Source organism: Enterobacter sp. FB (assembly GCF_000805795.1).
In the GTDB taxonomy this organism is placed as follows: Bacteria; Pseudomonadota; Gammaproteobacteria; order Enterobacterales; family Enterobacteriaceae; genus Enterobacter; species Enterobacter roggenkampii.
On the sequence record NZ_JSZC01000013.1, the window covers coordinates 1,640,651 to 1,657,022 of the forward strand.

General features: G+C 53.0%; 18 protein-coding genes. 7 read left to right on the forward strand and 11 right to left on the reverse strand.

Features of this window, described 5'->3' with window-relative positions; genetic code table 11:
• Positions 1 to 52 precede the first annotated feature (52 nt).
• On the reverse strand, positions 53 to 1,462 hold the full coding sequence (locus tag PI91_RS14790; RefSeq protein WP_039266498.1) for a PLP-dependent aminotransferase family protein: 1,410 nt from the start codon (positions 1,460 to 1,462) through the stop codon (positions 53 to 55).
• Between the two features lie 82 nt (positions 1,463 to 1,544).
• Entirely contained in the window at positions 1,545 to 1,733 is a 189-nt protein-coding gene (locus tag PI91_RS14795) for a hypothetical protein (protein ID WP_008501286.1), read from the reverse strand.
• Between the two features lie 391 nt (positions 1,734 to 2,124).
• Here PI91_RS14795 and PI91_RS14800 point away from each other — a divergent pair, with 391 nt between their 5' ends.
• The 4 genes from PI91_RS14800 to hslJ all read left to right on the forward strand — a co-directional run bounded on the left by PI91_RS14800 (position 2,125) and on the right by hslJ (position 5,227).
• Positions 2,125 to 3,525 (forward strand): cytochrome ubiquinol oxidase subunit I, encoded by a 1,401-nt coding sequence (locus PI91_RS14800; RefSeq protein WP_008501285.1) that lies wholly within the window; start codon positions 2,125 to 2,127, stop codon positions 3,523 to 3,525.
• Positions 3,525 to 4,535 carry a cytochrome d ubiquinol oxidase subunit II gene (gene cydB / locus PI91_RS14805; RefSeq protein WP_039266499.1) on the forward strand — a complete coding sequence of 337 codons (1,011 nt, stop codon included), beginning with the start codon at positions 3,525 to 3,527 and terminating at the stop codon, positions 4,533 to 4,535. The genes PI91_RS14800 and cydB overlap by 1 nt, the downstream gene beginning before the upstream one ends.
• Positions 4,535 to 4,663, forward strand: coding sequence for a DUF2474 domain-containing protein (locus PI91_RS14810; RefSeq protein WP_008501283.1), 129 nt, complete (start codon positions 4,535 to 4,537; stop codon positions 4,661 to 4,663). The genes cydB and PI91_RS14810 overlap by 1 nt, the downstream gene beginning before the upstream one ends.
• Positions 4,664 to 4,789: 126 nt before the next feature.
• Complete coding sequence (gene hslJ / locus PI91_RS14815) at positions 4,790 to 5,227, forward strand: heat shock protein HslJ (RefSeq protein ID WP_008501282.1); 438 nt, start codon at positions 4,790 to 4,792, stop codon at positions 5,225 to 5,227.
• Here the strand turns inward: hslJ and PI91_RS14820 are convergent, their stop codons facing one another.
• Positions 5,228 to 5,494, reverse strand: a complete 267-nt coding sequence (locus tag PI91_RS14820; protein ID WP_008501281.1) for a DUF333 domain-containing protein — start codon at positions 5,492 to 5,494, stop codon at positions 5,228 to 5,230.
• 272 nt (positions 5,495 to 5,766) lie between these two features.
• On the opposite strand from PI91_RS14820, the gene nifJ reads away from it, so the two are divergent.
• Both nifJ and ompC read left to right on the forward strand, forming a co-directional pair.
• On the forward strand, positions 5,767 to 9,291 hold the full coding sequence (gene nifJ / locus PI91_RS14825) for a pyruvate:ferredoxin (flavodoxin) oxidoreductase (RefSeq protein WP_039266500.1): 3,525 nt from the start codon (positions 5,767 to 5,769) through the stop codon (positions 9,289 to 9,291).
• A 388-nt stretch (positions 9,292 to 9,679) separates the two neighbouring features.
• Positions 9,680 to 10,789 (forward strand): porin OmpC, encoded by a 1,110-nt coding sequence (gene ompC, locus PI91_RS14830; RefSeq protein ID WP_021240257.1) that lies wholly within the window; start codon positions 9,680 to 9,682, stop codon positions 10,787 to 10,789.
• Positions 10,790 to 11,127: 338 nt separating this feature from the next.
• Here ompC and PI91_RS26440 read toward each other — a convergent pair whose 3' ends face one another.
• The 7 genes from PI91_RS26440 to PI91_RS26035 all read right to left on the reverse strand — a co-directional run bounded on the left by PI91_RS26440 (position 11,128) and on the right by PI91_RS26035 (position 14,948).
• A complete protein-coding gene (locus tag PI91_RS26440; RefSeq protein ID WP_223239581.1) occupies positions 11,128 to 11,205 on the reverse strand; it encodes a hypothetical protein in 78 nt (25 codons plus the stop codon).
• Between the two features lie 68 nt (positions 11,206 to 11,273).
• Complete coding sequence (locus tag PI91_RS14835) at positions 11,274 to 11,696, reverse strand: GFA family protein (RefSeq protein WP_008501278.1); 423 nt, start codon at positions 11,694 to 11,696, stop codon at positions 11,274 to 11,276.
• A gap of 2 nt (positions 11,697 to 11,698) precedes the next feature.
• Positions 11,699 to 11,896: a hypothetical protein gene (locus PI91_RS14840; protein WP_008501277.1), complete on the reverse strand. Its 198-nt coding sequence runs from the start codon at positions 11,894 to 11,896 to the stop codon at positions 11,699 to 11,701.
• Between the two features lie 39 nt (positions 11,897 to 11,935).
• A complete protein-coding gene (locus tag PI91_RS14845) occupies positions 11,936 to 12,385 on the reverse strand; it encodes a hypothetical protein (protein WP_021240258.1) in 450 nt (149 codons plus the stop codon).
• 190 nt (positions 12,386 to 12,575) lie between these two features.
• Positions 12,576 to 12,917, reverse strand: a complete 342-nt coding sequence (locus PI91_RS14850) for a DUF1294 domain-containing protein (protein ID WP_032635727.1) — start codon at positions 12,915 to 12,917, stop codon at positions 12,576 to 12,578.
• A 95-nt stretch (positions 12,918 to 13,012) separates the two neighbouring features.
• The gene (locus tag PI91_RS14855; RefSeq protein ID WP_039266501.1) at positions 13,013 to 14,536 is read right to left on the reverse strand and encodes a cyclic diguanylate phosphodiesterase; all 1,524 of its coding nucleotides are present in this window, start codon (positions 14,534 to 14,536) and stop codon (positions 13,013 to 13,015) included.
• Between the two features lie 202 nt (positions 14,537 to 14,738).
• Positions 14,739 to 14,948 carry a hypothetical protein gene (locus tag PI91_RS26035; protein WP_126287803.1) on the reverse strand — a complete coding sequence of 70 codons (210 nt, stop codon included), beginning with the start codon at positions 14,946 to 14,948 and terminating at the stop codon, positions 14,739 to 14,741.
• Positions 14,949 to 15,235: 287 nt separating this feature from the next.
• Here PI91_RS26035 and PI91_RS14860 point away from each other — a divergent pair, with 287 nt between their 5' ends.
• Entirely contained in the window at positions 15,236 to 15,646 is a 411-nt protein-coding gene (locus tag PI91_RS14860) for an ASCH domain-containing protein (RefSeq protein ID WP_021240261.1), read from the forward strand.
• 33 nt (positions 15,647 to 15,679) lie between these two features.
• Here PI91_RS14860 and PI91_RS14865 read toward each other — a convergent pair whose 3' ends face one another.
• Positions 15,680 to 16,195: a GNAT family N-acetyltransferase gene (locus tag PI91_RS14865; RefSeq protein ID WP_039266502.1), complete on the reverse strand. Its 516-nt coding sequence runs from the start codon at positions 16,193 to 16,195 to the stop codon at positions 15,680 to 15,682.
• Positions 16,196 to 16,372 lie beyond the last annotated feature (177 nt).

Genomic DNA, 16,372 nt, shown 5'->3' on the forward strand with positions numbered 1-16,372 from the left:
CGCAGCGCCGTCATCAGGATAAGAATTGATTATTTAAATAACGGAGAAAGGATTATTCCAGCATCGTGCTAATTAATTTTCCTAACTGAATGACCGCCTGCTCTTCCCGCTCTCCCCAGGCCCAGGAGGTATTAAAACGAAAGAACGGCGTCCACGCGTCAGAGGTGGAAAACATTTTTCCGGGAGCAATGCTGATGTGGTGCGTTAAGGCCTTTTCGCTCAGCAGCCCCGCGTCCAGCTGTGCCGGCAGTTCCAGCCATAAAAAGTAGCCGCTGTCGTTATGGTGAATTTTAACGCCTGCAGGCATATGGCGAAGAAGTGACTGCCAGGCCTGCTGCTTTCGCTCGGCCAGCGTACGCCGCAGGCGGCGCAGGTGGGCGTCGTAGCGTTTGGTCGCCAGGTAATCCACCAGCGCCAGCTGCATGGGAGAACTGGTTGAAAGCGTGCTCATCAGCTGCAGCTGCTGAATGCGTCGCGCGTGTTTTCCTGCCGCCACCCAGCCGATGCGAAAACCGGCCACCAGACATTTTGAAAAGGACGAGCAGTGTAGCGTCATGTCCTGACGATCCCACGCTTTCGCCGGGAGCGGCTTTTCACGTCCAAAATAGAGCTCGCTGTAGACGTCATCTTCAATCAGCGGGACATTATGCTGGGTTAACAGGGCGACAAGCTGGGCTTTTTTCTCCGTGCTCAGCGTGAAGCCGAGCGGGTTTTGGCTGTTAGTCATGATCCAGCAGGCTTTAACCGGGTATTCATTCAGCGCCTGCTCTAAGGCATTGAGATCGATCCCCTCGCGAACGTCCGTCGCAATCGACAACGCTTTGAGCTTCAGGCGTTCCAGCGCCTGCAGCGCACCGTAAAAACAGGGGTTTTCGACAATCACCCAGTCACCCGGCTCGGTTACCGCCTGAAGGCTAAGATTCAGCGCTTCGAGCGCGCCTGCGGTGATCACGATCTCTTCCGGGGAGATGTTCATCCCCTGCTGCGCGTAGCGGCGGGCAATGGCGTGGCGGAGATCGACGTTTCCCGGCGGCAGGTTCTCAATCACGCTCATCGCCGTCGCGGTTTTGCTGACGTTTGCCAGCGAACGGTTGAGCTGCTGAAGCGGGAAAAGCCTGGGGTCGGGAAACGCGGAAGCAAAAGGAACAACGGACGGGTCGCGGCTGGCCTGTAAGACGTCGAAGATGTAGGTATTGATATCCACCGCTTCGTCACGCATCACCTGAGCGGGTGGCGCAGGCTGTTGTGCGGTCGGGCGCGAGGCAACGTAATAGCCCGACTGCGGTCTGGCGACAATGCGCCCCTGACTTTCCAGCATCTGATACGCGTGGCCAACGGTCATAAAACTCATGCCGCTGCTTGCCACCTGCTCTCGCAGGGAAGGCAGCTTATCGCCCGGCAGCCATACGCCAAGCTCAATCTGCGAGATAATTTGTTGCGCCAGACGCTGGTATTTTTTCATCAGATTCTCCTTAAGACCGACAGTGTATATCAGCAGGAGAAAAAGAGAAGATTTAGCGAACTGTTATAGTCTGGAAGATGAATTACTTACGGTATTCGGTCACGTGGCTCTGAGCGGAACGCGCGGCGGCCAGGTGGTCGAGCGTGATCATCGACGATTTGCAAAAAATGCATTTCGCGCCAAACGGGTTTTTCTCAGACACGTCAAAGGCTGAGGTACGGTACTGCGAGCCATGACAGCATGGGCAGCGAAAATGGATATATGAAGTCATAGGTTTCTCCTGAAACGTAAAAACGTAAATTACTAATGGGCCGATTGGGCATAATGGTTTTAAACAAAACGAATCGGAATGTAGATAAAGACCCAAGAGAGGCTGCGGAGAGGCACAACGTGATGAGAACTGCTTTATAAAACTACGTCAGATATTTATTTGGACTCAAAACCAGAAGGCCATTAACGCACGACGCTGACGACAAAGCAAGCGGTTTAATGCGGAAAATACATAAAAAGAATGTTTTTATTCCACAACGGCGAGGTATATCAGATGGCTAAAGCGTGAAATTTACGCCAACTGTTATGGTTAAAATTCGCTTTTCTGCGTCTGCTCGTCCGATCTTCGCCCCTATACCATAACAGCACACCGTTTGACATTGAGGTTGTGCATGTTTGGTTTGGATGCTTTTCACCTTGCGCGGATACAGTTTGCCTTTACCGTATCCTTCCACATTATTTTCCCGGCCATCACCATTGGTCTCGCAAGCTACCTTGCCGTGCTCGAAGGGCTGTGGCTGAAAACAAAAAATCCGGTCTGGCGCTCGCTATACCATTTCTGGTCGAAGATTTTTGCCGTCAACTTTGGCATGGGCGTGGTCTCCGGGCTGGTGATGGCCTACCAGTTTGGCACCAACTGGAGCGGCTTTTCGCAGTTTGCGGGCAGTATTACCGGCCCGCTTCTGACCTATGAAGTGCTTACCGCCTTCTTCCTCGAAGCCGGGTTCCTCGGCGTGATGCTGTTCGGCTGGAATAAAGTAGGGCCGAGGCTGCACTTCTTTTCCACCTGCATGGTGGCACTGGGGACCATTATTTCCACCTTTTGGATCCTCTCCTCCAACAGCTGGATGCAAACCCCGCAGGGCTATGAGATCGTCAACGGTCAGGTGGTACCGGTGGACTGGTTCGCCGTGGTGTTTAACCCCTCCTTCCCTTACCGCCTGCTGCACATGTCGATAGCCGCGTTCCTGAGCAGCGCCCTGTTTGTTGGCGCATCCGCGGCATGGCATCTGCTGCGCGGGAATAATACCCCCGCCATCCGGGCAATGTTTTCAATGGCGCTGTGGATGACGCTGATTGTCGCGCCCCTCCAGGCCATGGTGGGTGATATGCACGGGCTGAACACCTTAAAGCACCAGCCCGCGAAAATTGCCGCCATTGAAGGTCACTGGGAAAATCCACCGGGCGAGCCTACCCCGCTACTGCTGTTTGGCTGGCCGGATATGGAACAGGAGCGCACCCGCTTTGGGCTGGAGATCCCGGCGCTGGGAAGCCTTATTCTGACACACAGTCTGGATAAACAGGTTCCGGCGCTCAAAGAGTTTCCAAAGGAAGACCGCCCAAATTCCACCATCGTCTTCTGGTCGTTCCGCATTATGGCGGGCCTGGGCATGCTGATGCTGCTGCTTGGGGTAACGGCACTCTGGCTGCGCTATAAAAAGCGCATTTATTCTTCCCGTCCTTTCCTGTGGTTTGCCCTGCTGATGGGGCCCTCCGGGCTGATTGCTATTCTGGCCGGGTGGATCACCACCGAAGTGGGCCGCCAGCCGTGGGTGGTCTATGGGCTCCAGCGCACGAAGGATGCGGTTTCTGCCCATGGCGATTTGCATATGAGCGTGAGCCTGCTGGCCTTCTTCGTCGTTTACACTTCGGTATTTGGCGTGGGTTACAGCTATATGGTGCGCCTCATCCGAAAAGGCCCGCAGCCGCATGAATCTTTCGCCACCGAGTCCGACGGACGTCCGGCGCGCCCGCTTTCTGCCGTCACAACTGAACATAAGGAGCAGCCGTAATGGGTATCGATCTTTCCATTATCTGGTTTGTGATCATCGTCTTTGCCACGCTGATGTATATCGTGATGGACGGTTTTGATCTGGGGATTGGCATTCTGTTCCCGGCCACGCAGAACGCCGACGATCGCGATGTGATGGTTAACAGCGTCGCGCCGGTCTGGGACGGGAATGAAACCTGGCTGGTGCTTGGCGGGGCCGCCCTGTTCGGCGCCTTTCCGCTGGCCTACGCCGTGATTATCGATGCCCTCACCATTCCGCTGACATTAATGCTGATCGGACTTATTTTCCGCGGGGTGGCATTTGAGTTTCGCTTTAAAGCTACGCCGGCGCACCGCCCCTTCTGGGATAAAGCGTTTATTGGCGGTTCGATCCTGGCGACGTTTACCCAGGGCGTGACGGTGGGCGCCGTCATTAACGGCTTTACCGTCACCGGCCGGGCCTATACCGGCGGCCCCTTTGACTGGTTTACCGCGTTTAACCTGTTTTGCGGCGCGGGCCTGGTGGTCGCCTACGCGCTGTTAGGCTCGACCTGGCTGGTGATGAAAAGCGAAAATGCATTGCAACATCGGATGCGTCAGGTATCGAAAACCCTGTTAATCGTGCTGCTGGCGTTTATTGCGGCGATCAGCCTCTGGACACCGCTGGCGCAGCCGGCCATCGCGGCGCGCTGGTTTACGCTGCCGAACCTGTTCTATCTGCTGCCCGTCCCGGCCCTGGTGGTGATTTTTAGTTTGTATCAGTGGCGCTGCCTGAATAATCCCGACAGCCATAGCCGACCGTTTATCCTGACGCTGGGGCTGATCTTCCTCGGCTTTAGCGGGCTTGGGATCAGCATCTGGCCGCACATCATTCCACCGTCAATCACCCTGTGGCAGGCCGCCGCACCGACGCAAAGCCAGGGCTTTATGCTGGTCGGCGCGCTGTTGATCATTCCCGTTATTCTGGTCTACACCTTCTGGAGTTACTACGTATTTCGCGGCAAAGTTCAGCATGGGGAGGGTTATCACTGATGCAACAACCGGTCTGGAAAAGATTACTGTGGCTGGCCATTATCTGGGGCGGCAGCGTACTGGCGCTGGCTGCGGTCAGTATGCTCTTCCGTATGCTGATGACGGCGGCAGGGTTTAAATCACATTAACGTCATCCCGGGCAACCGCTGCGTTGCCCGGATCCTCCCCGCACTTTCAGATAAACCCCATTAACGCATGGCAGAGTATCGTTACACTGGAAAAAGATTCACAGTGTTTATAGTTTGAGAAGAAAAATGAAAAAGCTCATTGCGTTAAGTGTTATCAGTCTTGTCCTTACCGGCTGCGTTAATCCGGGTAAAGCCTCCGTTCAGCCGGAGCAACTTAAGAACCACCGCTTTGTGCTGGAAAGTGTGGACGGTAAGGCCGTGAAGACCGCGACAACGCAACCTGAGATCGGTTTTAGCGCACTGCCAGATATCAGTCTGGTGAATAACATCAGCGTTTCTGGTCAGATGTGTAACCGCTTCAACGGACAGGGGAAATTGTCCGAAGGCGAGCTGAAGGTGAAAACGCTGGCCATGACGCGCAAGCTCTGTAGTGAGCCGCAGCTTAACGAGCTGGATCAGGCCATCGGCGACATGCTGCGTAAAGGTGCGCAGGTCGACCTGACTGAAGACCAGTTAACGCTGGCGACAGCTGATAAAACGCTGATGTTTAAGCGTGCAGAATAATCAGTAGTTACCGCAGGTTCCAACGGCAAGCGACTGTTCACTGCAGCGTTTGCCGTTTGGCAAGGCGCACATCCCAATAGCTGAACCATCAAGCTGGCGAGCTACCGACAGCGAACCGCCAATCATCGCGCAGTTGGCCTGACCGGAGCTGGACATCGCGGCTTTCATACCCGGCACCACGTGCGCGGCCGTTGCCTGCTGGACAGGTTCACTGCTGCATGCCGACAACAATAATGCGGCACACCCTACCAAAAATGCTGAGCGCATGCTCTCTCCCCCATGAATAATGCGAAACCTATGCATAATAGGCATCCCATCCCGTGTCGTCGAGAGCGGAAGTGCGTATTTATGCGCTCCTGAAACAATTTCTCGCAATTTTTCTGCCAAAAGTTTGATCTACACATTGATGGCAGGAATAACGAGGACACAAAAGCGAAAATCGAAAAATCCCCCGTTTGCTAGAATACACAGATAATATTCAGGGTTTGTTGCCGTAATACAGACCCCTATTTTTTTGCGCAATGTAAGGGTGTTGTCCTATGCAAACTATTGACGGTAATGGTGCAGTTGCCTCAGTCGCGTTTCGCACCAGTGAAGTTATCGCCATCTACCCGATTACGCCAAGTTCTACCATGGCTGAGCAGGCGGACGCCTGGGCGGGTAACGGGTTAAAAAACGTCTGGGGCGATGTCCCGCGAGTGGTTGAAATGCAGTCGGAAGCCGGTGCGATTGCCACGGTCCACGGCGCGCTTCAGACCGGCGCGCTTTCCACGTCGTTTACCTCTTCCCAGGGATTGTTATTAATGATCCCGACGCTGTACAAACTTGCCGGACAACTGACTCCCTTCGTTCTGCACGTCGCTGCGCGTACCGTTGCCACCCACGCGCTCTCTATCTTTGGCGATCATTCTGACGTGATGGCCGTTCGCCAGACCGGCTGCGCGATGCTGTGCGCCAGCAGCGTTCAGGAAGCCCAGGACTTTGCCCTGATTTCGCATATCGCCACGCTCAAAAGCCGGGTGCCGTTTATTCATTTCTTTGATGGTTTCCGTACGTCCCACGAAATTAACAAAATCGTCCCGCTGGCTGACGAGACAATTCTGAATCTGCTTCCGCAGGCGGACATCGACGCGCATCGCGCCCGCGCGCTGAATCCGGAACACCCGGTGATTCGCGGCACGTCGGCGAACCCGGATACCTATTTCCAGTCCCGCGAGGCCACCAACCCGTGGTACAACGCGGTTTACGACCATGTTGAACAGGCGATGAATGACTTTGCTGCCGCAACGGGTCGGGAATACAAACCCTTTGAGTATTACGGCCATCCGCAGGCGGAACGGGTCATTGTGCTGATGGGATCGGCCATTGGCACCTGCGAGGAAGTTGTTGATGAGCTGCTGACGCGCGGCGAAAAAGTTGGCGTGCTGAAAGTGCGTCTCTATCGGCCGTTCTCGGCGAAACATCTGCTCACTGCGCTGCCGGAAAGCGCGCGTACCGTTGCGGTGCTCGATCGCACCAAAGAGCCGGGCGCGCAGGCGGAACCGCTGTATCTGGATGTGATGACCGCCCTGGCCGAGGCCTTTAATCATGGCGAACGTGAAACGCTGCCGCGCGCGATCGGGGGGCGTTACGGTTTGTCCTCCAAAGAGTTCGGACCGGACTGCGTGCTGGCGGTCTTCAACGAGCTCAGCGAAGCGAAGCCCAAGCCGCGCTTTACCGTCGGCATTTATGATGATGTGACGAATCTGTCCCTGACGTTGCCGGAAAACACCCTGCCCTCGACCGCCAAACTCGAGGCGCTGTTCTATGGTCTGGGCAGTGACGGCAGCGTCTCCGCGACCAAAAACAACATCAAAATCATCGGGAACTCCACGCCGTGGTACGCCCAGGGGTACTTCGTCTATGACTCCAAGAAAGCCGGCGGCCTGACCGTTTCCCACCTGCGGGTGAGCGAACAGCCCATCCGCTCTGCGTATCTAATTTCTCAGGCTGATTTTGTTGGCTGTCACCAGCTGCAGTTCATTGATAAGTACCAGATGGCCGAGCGCCTGAAGCCTGGCGGTATTTTCCTCCTGAATACGCCATACAGCGCGGATGAAGTCTGGTCGCGCCTGCCGCAGGAAGTGCAGGCGGTGCTGAACCAGAAAAAAGCCCGTTTCTATGTGGTTAACGCGGCGAAAATTGCCCGCGAATGTGGCCTTGCCGCGCGTATCAATACCGTTATGCAGATGGCCTTCTTCCATCTGACGAATATCCTGCCGGGCGACAGCGCGCTGGCGGAACTGCAGGGCGCGATTGCCAAAAGCTACAGCAGCAAGGGCCAGGAGCTGGTCGAGCGTAACTGGCAGGCGCTGGCCCTGGCGCGCGAGTCGCTGTTTGAGGTCCCGCTGCAGCCGGTCAATGCCGCAAGCCCGAACCGCCCTCCGGTGGTGTCTGATGCGGCACCTGATTTCGTGAAGACCGTGACGGCGGCGATGCTGGCCGGGCTGGGTGATGCCCTGCCCGTCTCTGCCCTACCGCCGGATGGCACCTGGCCGATGGGCACCACCCGCTGGGAAAAACGCAACATCGCCGAAGCGATCCCCATCTGGAAAGAAGATCTGTGTACCCAGTGCAACCACTGCGTGGCGGCCTGCCCGCACTCTGCCATTCGTGCCAAAGTAGTGTCGCCGGAAGAGATGGAGGCCGCCCCGGCCAGCCTGCATTCCCTGGATGTAAAATCCCGCGATATGCGCGGACAGAAATACGTTCTGCAGGTCGCGCCGGAAGACTGCACCGGCTGTAACCTGTGCGTCGAGGTTTGTCCGGCGAAAGACAGGCAGAACCCGGAGATTAAAGCCATCAATATGATGTCGCGTCTGGAGCACGTCGAAGAAGAGAAAGTGAATTATGACTTCTTCCTGAATCTGCCGGAAATCGATCGCAGCAAACTGGAACGCATTGATATTCGCACTTCGCAGCTGATCACGCCACTGTTTGAATACTCCGGTGCCTGCTCGGGCTGCGGTGAAACACCGTATATCAAGCTGCTTACCCAGCTGTACGGTGACAGGATGCTGATTGCCAACGCCACCGGCTGTTCGTCTATCTATGGCGGCAACCTGCCCTCTACGCCGTATACCACTGACGCCAACGGCCGCGGTCCCGCGTGGGCCAACTCGCTGTTCGAGGATAACGCCGAATTTGGTCTGGGCTTCCGCCTGACCGTTGACCAGCACCGCGCGCGCGTGATGCGCCTGCTGGAGCAGTTTGCCGGGCAGATCCCCGCCGGGCTCAATGACGCGCTTCACGCCGACGCGACGCCAGAGGTACGTCGTGAGCAGGTTGCAGAGCTGCGTCAGGCGCTTCAGGGCGTGGCGGGCGCTGAACAGCTGCTGACCGACGCGGACGCCCTGGTCGAAAAATCGATCTGGCTGATTGGCGGCGACGGCTGGGCTTATGACATCGGCTTTGGCGGGCTGGACCACGTGCTAAGCCTGACCGAAAACGTCAATATCCTGGTGCTGGATACGCAGTGTTATTCCAACACCGGTGGTCAGGCGTCGAAAGCCACGCCGCTGGGTGCCGTCACGAAATTCGGTGAGCACGGGAAACGCAAGGCACGCAAAGATCTCGGGGTGAGCATGATGATGTACGGTCACGTTTACGTCGCGCAAATCTCGCTGGGGGCACAGCTTAACCAGACGGTGAAGGCGATCCAGGAGGCGGAAGCGTATCCCGGCCCGTCGCTGATCATTGCCTACAGCCCGTGTGAAGAGCATGGCTACGACCTGGCACTCAGCCACGATCAGATGCGACAGCTAACCGCGACCGGCTTCTGGCCGCTGTACCGGTTCGATCCGCGCCGTGCGGACGAGGGTAAATTACCGCTGGCGCTGGATTCGCGTCCGCCGTCAGATGCTCTGGCCGAGACGTTAATGCAGGAACAGCGCTTCCGTCGCCTTAACGCGCAGCAGCCGGAAGTGGCCGAACAGCTATGGAAAGACGCTGCGGCGGATCTGCAAAAACGGTATGACTTCCTGGCGCAGCTGGCGGGTAAAGCCGAAAAATCGACCAGCGACTAGTCTCTCTGCCCGGCGCGTCCGGGCATTTTTTTGCCATAAAAAAACCCGGTGTATTCACACCGGGCGAATCCAGATAATCATTAAATATCTATTTAGTTCCCTAAATATTATTCATGCGAATTATGGATAAATAATCTTAAAGGCATATAACGCCATCAAGAATAGCTTAATTCACACCTGATTAATAATTTTAATTTATTATGTTTAGCCTTAAAGCATTCACCAAACCAATGACCATTACCGTTGATGTATTCAGTTTAGATTTTACTTAGTTCGTAACAATTATAATTTATTACTCTTACACGGGAGTGATTTAGCATGAGACAACTTTCGTATTCGGAAAGTTCAACAGGTAATTAAATAAAAACAACCGCAAAGGAATATCAAAATGCAAAGAAAAGTACTGGCCCTGATGATTCCGGCTCTGTTAATGGCTGGCGCAACTCATGCAGCAGAGATTTATAATAAAGACGGTAACAAATTAGATCTGTACGGAAAAGTAGATGGTCTGCACTATTTCTCCGACGATAAAGGTGCTGACGGGGATCAAACCTACATGCGTCTGGGCTTCAAAGGCGAAACCCAGATCAACGACATGATGACTGGCTACGCACAGTGGGAATACAACATTCAGGCCAATAACACCGAAGGGTCTGATAACCAATCCTGGACGCGTCTGGCCTTCGCCGGTATCAAAGTGGGCGACTACGGTTCCTTCGATTACGGTCGTAACTATGGCGTACTGTACGACGTGGAAGGCTGGACCGATATGCTGCCTGAGTTCGGCGGCGACTCCTACACCAAAGCCGACAACTTCATGACCGGCCGCGCCAACGGCGTGGCAACCTACCGTAACACCGACTTCTATGGTCTGGTGCAGGGTCTGAACTTTGCGCTGCAGTATCAGGGCAAAAATGAAGATGCCAGCAACAATCAGGAAGGCACCAACAATGGACGCGACACGCGTCACGAGAACGGCGACGGCTTCGGTATCTCTACCACCTATGACTTCGGCATGGGTATTACCGCAGGTGCAGCCTACACCTCTTCTGACCGTACCAACGAGCAGGTGATGAATACCACTGCGGGCGGTGACAAAGCAGATGCATGGACTGCGGGCCTGAAATATGACGCCAATAACATCTATCTGGCGGCAATGTACTCTGAAACCCGCAATATGACGCCGTACGGTGATAACACCGACGCCGTGGCGAACAAAACCCAGAACTTCGAAGTGACCGCACAGTACCAGTTCGACTTCGGCCTGCGTCCGTCCCTTTCCTACCTGCAGTCTAAAGGCAAGGACCTTGGCAACGGCCAGGGCGACCAGGATTTGGTTAAGTACGCTGACGTCGGCGCAACCTATTACTTCAACAAAAACATGTCCACCTACGTTGATTACAAAATCAACCTGCTGGATGAAGATGACAGCTTCTACAAAAACAACGGCATCGGCACGGATGATGTCGTGGCACTGGGCCTGGTTTACCAGTTCTGATTGCCAGAGCCCGCATCAGTATGCGGGCTCACCCATCTCTTGACGTTCGTCACAAAAAGCAGGTTCTGAAATCACGTGGTTGAGGGTAAGTTGAGGTAAAGCTGTTTAAACTCAGGTGATAGCCTTTCCATCACTAAGGATAACAGCGTTGTTTGGTCGTGTATCCGTTGTCGTACTAACTCTTTTAGCGCTCATCTGGATGGCGTTAATTTTTGATTTTGCTGATATTGTCGGGCATCTCAGTGCTGTGTTGAACCACCTGGATGGCGGTTAACAGTATTCCCTGAGAAATGAAAAGCCACCAGCAGTGCCGGTGGCGGGAAAACGCACAGGTTGCGTTATTTTTTTACGGGTTGAGGCTTTTTATCACCTGATTCAGGGGCCTCACGCGGATCGTCTTTTTCAACACAGAGCATAGTTTCTCCTGTTTCTGATAACCACACTCCACTATAGCCAGGCTGATTACAGAGTGGCCAGGCGGCAATTACGCCTGACCTGTTCCTTTCTTGCGAAAAGAGAGGTAGCCAAACACCCCGCTATCTCCATCCGAGGGATGGTTAACCCCGTCCATCACCGTCACTTCAGGGAAATCGAACGGTGAGACGTTATCAAAGCAGGCCACATTCACGCCGTATTCGTTTGGATTAGAACGCCGCTGATGGAACGTGTAAATTCCGCACACCGAGCAGAAAAAGTGCCGTGCTGTTCCCGTATTGAAGCGGTACTCCGTGAGCTTATCTTCACCTTTGGTCACGGTAATCCCTGACAGCGGCGCAGAGACGACGACCGCACCCCGCATGCGACAAAAGGAACAACTGCAGCGCCGCGCGGTATTCAGGCCATCCGTTAGCGCAACGGTAAAGGCCACCGCGCCACAATGGCACTGCGCATGACGAATATCAGCCATGGCTAGATCCCCTTCCTCACCAGGTCAGCAGCCTTGACGAAAACCTCATCTTCTACACCATCGCCTTTCTGCCTGCCGAGCCTGACCAGCTCATCAACAATGCTGTCGCGATCGATTGGTTTCTGGGCAGAAACCAGCCCAATAACGGCCGCCCCAATCGCCAGCCCCACTAATCCTGTTTGTTCGTCTTTGTTCTTCATACTCATGCTCCTGATACAACAAACAAGCGTAGCATGATTTTAAAAGCGCGGGGTTAGCCCGTATTTTGGCGCTTTGATATTTGCTGCCCAAATTTTGATATCGTTTTGCAGGAGAATAGTGAAATCAGATTTCAGATGCGTCACCATGCCATTGACGCTGTCCGCATCCACCACTGAAAAATGTTCAATTCTGTTCTTTCCTATTTGGACACAATTATATTTGGCGGGCAGCACTTTACCATTCACATTAAGCGGTAGATTATTCTCACCACAGCGGCCTTCCGTAATATATGACACCAGCAAATTAGCGGATTTTCTCCCAGGCTGGGATACGCTCACCATGACGGGAAAACCTTCCGAGGTCTGCGTCATATCATAAAGCACCGCATTTTTCATATACCAGGTATTATATTCCCGCTCCTGAAAAGCGGACCAGGCAGGTGCAGAATAAAGCACCAGCGCTGCCAGCGTAATAGAGACTATTTTCATGGGATGTTGCCTTCCGTGTTGTTGCACGTATTATTCAGATTGTGCAAAAAACAGCAACAACTTAAGAATAGTCCTACTACTATTGGCAGTGATGGAGGATTTATTCACGACGCGCTATCCGAATGACCGTTCTTATCAACGTAGTGCTGGCATCTGAAAAACTCAGGTTAACTTGATGTCAAAACGCCCATCAAGAAGAAACAGGCGAGAAATGGTAAACCGCCGCCATCACGGCGATGCTGACGACAATGCTTAAGAAAAAGTAGGTTTTAAACGGCTGCTTTTGTGTTTTATGGCGAAAGAGCTGTTGGCCTACAATCGCGCCAGGCCAGCCGCCCGTTACGCCAAATACCAGCAGCGTGGCTTCCGGCACCCTGCGCATGCCTTTCCGCGCCGCCATTTTATCGGCACCATACATGACCAACGTCAGCATATTGATGAGCAGAAACCACATAGCCAAAGGGCTCGAGGTAAAAAGACTGCCGATCGCAGCAAAGAGCAGGAGTAAATAACAAACGCGATTGAGGGTCATAGTACTGGCCAGAGAAGTGTTGAGCGGTTTTCGACGCCGCATTATACGCTACTTATGAATGTATCGGGCGGGAATTGCTGACAACGGGACAAACGTCACTCCACCCTCACTTTAACCTTTGGCTTCGATAACAGAATTTTTATCAACTCCTTAAAAGGAACGGGTTTGTAGAAGAAGTAGCCCTGTAAAAACGTGATGTTATTGCGCATGAGGTAATCAAGCTGTTCCTGGGTTTCAACCCCTTCCGCCACAATACGGATTGACAGTTTTTTTGCCAGTTCCAGTACTGAATCCAGAATCAGGGTGGAATCCTCATTCTCATTAACCCTGGCAACAAAGCTTTGGTCGATTTTGATGTAATCAATATGCAGGTCCTGCAGGTAGGACAGGCCAGAATATCCCGTTCCAAAATCATCCAGCGCGATCGCAAATCCCTTGTTATGCAGCCCATTCAGGGTCTTAACGAGATGTTCATCTACGTGGAGAGGTTCACGCTCGGTCACCTCCACAACGAGGTTAAGATCCTGTTGCACAAAGCTGCGCTTGTAATTCAGACACTCTTCAAAAAAGGTAGAGGCAACGATATGAGACGCACTGAAGTTAATCCCGACATGAAATCCTTCCGGCAGCAGCGTAGAAATTGCATTCATCTGCGTTGCAACCTGACGCATTAAGCTTTGGGTTAAGGGAATGATTAGCCCTGTTTTCTCAGCAAGAGGAATAAATGACGAGGGAGAAATAAACCCGGATTGCGGATGCTTCCATCTTGCCAGCACCTCTACACCGCGCAAGGTGCCCTCTGTTCCGCTCACGACGGGCTGGTAATAGGGAATAATTTCATTTCTGTAGATGGCGGTACGCAGCGATTCTTCCGGCGAAATATCCTTAGACAGATATCGCTGCAGAAGATAAGCAGAAAGAGAGGAAACGAGCAGCAGAAATAACACCACTCCACCGGCCTGGTCGAATAATCGCGTTAGGCTAAAAAGAGGCGGAGCGTTAAATTGAATCGCGAAGGCATAATCAACGTCTTTTACCGTCAGAACATCGTTGTTTGAATGGGCTGCCGTCAAGACATCGCCTGATTGGCCTAAACGACGATTGCCGACCAGCAGCGAATACGCCACGCCACGTAGTGGCATATTCAGCGCATCCCGGATATGGCTGTCGCTGATGCTCACCATGATTCGGCTGCCGGCATGATGTGTCTGGTATAAGAGAACCGGCAGGCCGTTGACCGTACTTTTCGATGGAACAAGTAACAATGGCGCTTCAGGCAGCGCTGACCCGTTAACCAACAACACGCGGTTTCCCGGCAAGGAGGAACACCAGACCACATCTTTTTTCAGAATAACGATCGTTCTCAGATGGGGTTGTAATGCCGCTTCAGTGCCGAGCCGATACTGTCCTTCAGCATCACACTCATTCTCAGCAAGCCGCATTGCAACCTGGGTCGCATGATGCGCTTCTGTAAGAATAACGTGCATATTCCTGACGACGTAGTGCGCCCCGGCAAGGCTGTCAGCCCGCGCCGAGTACCAGACCTGGATATTGATGATAAAAACGCCCAGCACAAAAATTGCCGTGGCTGCAGCTATGGAGATAGGTGCATGGCGCATTCAGGGTTCTCGACTCGAGTGACGTTGCCGCTTCGGTGATGCTGAAGTGATTGAATTATCTTCGCCTTAAGCATGGTTGATAAAGAAAGAAATACCATGTCCGCCGTCAGAAATTTTCCCCAAACCAGGCTCCGTCTTTGCACCTTCTCAAATGGGTAAATAAAAAGGCCGCCGAACGGCAGCCCTGGTTGTTAAGTGCTTATTAGTATTGCTTTATTGTCTTGACCGGCGTTCTTTCTGACCAGTCAGGCCGCTCGCCAGCCATGATTGCACGCTGTTGTGATGGCGTCACAGACTGCGTTATTTCAGGCATCGACTTGTATTCAGGTTGCTTAGGTGGGTTGAGAACCAGATCGGAGCTACAGCCTGACAGCAGCAAAACCGCCAGTAGAGATGTATTAAGCTTGAACACGCTAACCCCTTCCAATGGGATAAAAGTTACAGAAAATGCGTGGTGCCGATAGCATCCCGATGACTCGTTACTGATTATAACGTCACGCGCCGGGGTGCAGGCAGCAGATTCACCACACAGATACCCCATAAGAATATATTTACACAACCAATGCATGCAACCCTTTGTATTCCAGGCAGCCTGTGTACAAAAGTAGAAGGAAAGCCGATTACGCTTCAAATATCGAGGGAGTTTATGCTAAAACCGCTATTATGTTTCTTATGGTCAAGGGTTGAGAAGGGATTTCAATGGTTAAGGTTGAGGAATTAAAAACGAAGTACCCAGGCGCAGCGGCCTGGCAAATGGGTGACAGCCCGGAACTGGCGAACGCGCTTGCGGACCTGATTAAAAAAGGGCTCAAAACGGCCACCTGCGGATCTTTTGCCTCGTACTCGCAGGATGTATCTGCTCCACGGATAGGAAGCTACAACATAATCCTTGATGGTCAGAATGTCCCGGTCTGTGTGATCCGGCTGGTTTCCATGCGGCTGGTGCGTTTTTGCGATGTTAATGAGGAATTCGCTCGCAAAGAGGGTGAAGGTGATTTAAGCCTTGAATACTGGCGGAAAGAGCATCAGCGATTTTTCTTCCGCGAAGGCCATTTTTCTGAAGATATGGAACTGATCGCAGAAGAATTTGAATTGGTTGAGGTGCTGTAAGCTGAGATAAAGTGGCAGAGATATGTCGCTAAATTAAGCAGGCTTACTCATGTTAAGCTCATACACAACGCATTCCGTATCGTAATGCCGCTCTATGGCTTTATAAGACATACCTAACCTTTTCATTACACGCTGCGATGCGATATTTTCTGGATCGGCCACGGCCACCAGATAAGATGCTCCCACCCGTTCTACAGCGTAATCAACGATCGCTTTCGCTGCCTCTGTAGCATAGCCTTTGCCATTGTGTTCAGGCACGAGGCGCCAGCCAATCTCTAATGGTGCCCCCTCCACGTTCGCCAGGTGCTGGAGGCATGCTGCACCAACGATCGCACCAGAAGATTTCTCTCTGATAGCCCACCACGAGAAGTGATACTTATCCCAGCGAGCCTGCACCCTTCTGATGCCCTCCCAGGTTTCTTCGGGCGTTTTAACGATACCCTTATTGATATAGCGCATCACCTCAGCATCACTATCCATTACCCTTAAGCCTTCATAATGTGAATCATTAAAGGGTTCAAGGGTTAAGCGGACCGTTTCTACATTCATCTTAAATTCCTCTTGCATTCAGCCAGGACCTTCGTTGAACTCGTCCCGATAAAACACCCTAGCACAATGTAAGTTACTTCCGCTTTGGCACACAGGGATCATGGGTGGCGCTGGGCTTGTGCTTTGGTTTACGTCTTGTCGAAGATTTTATATCAAATAATGACTGCTTTCTCCCAT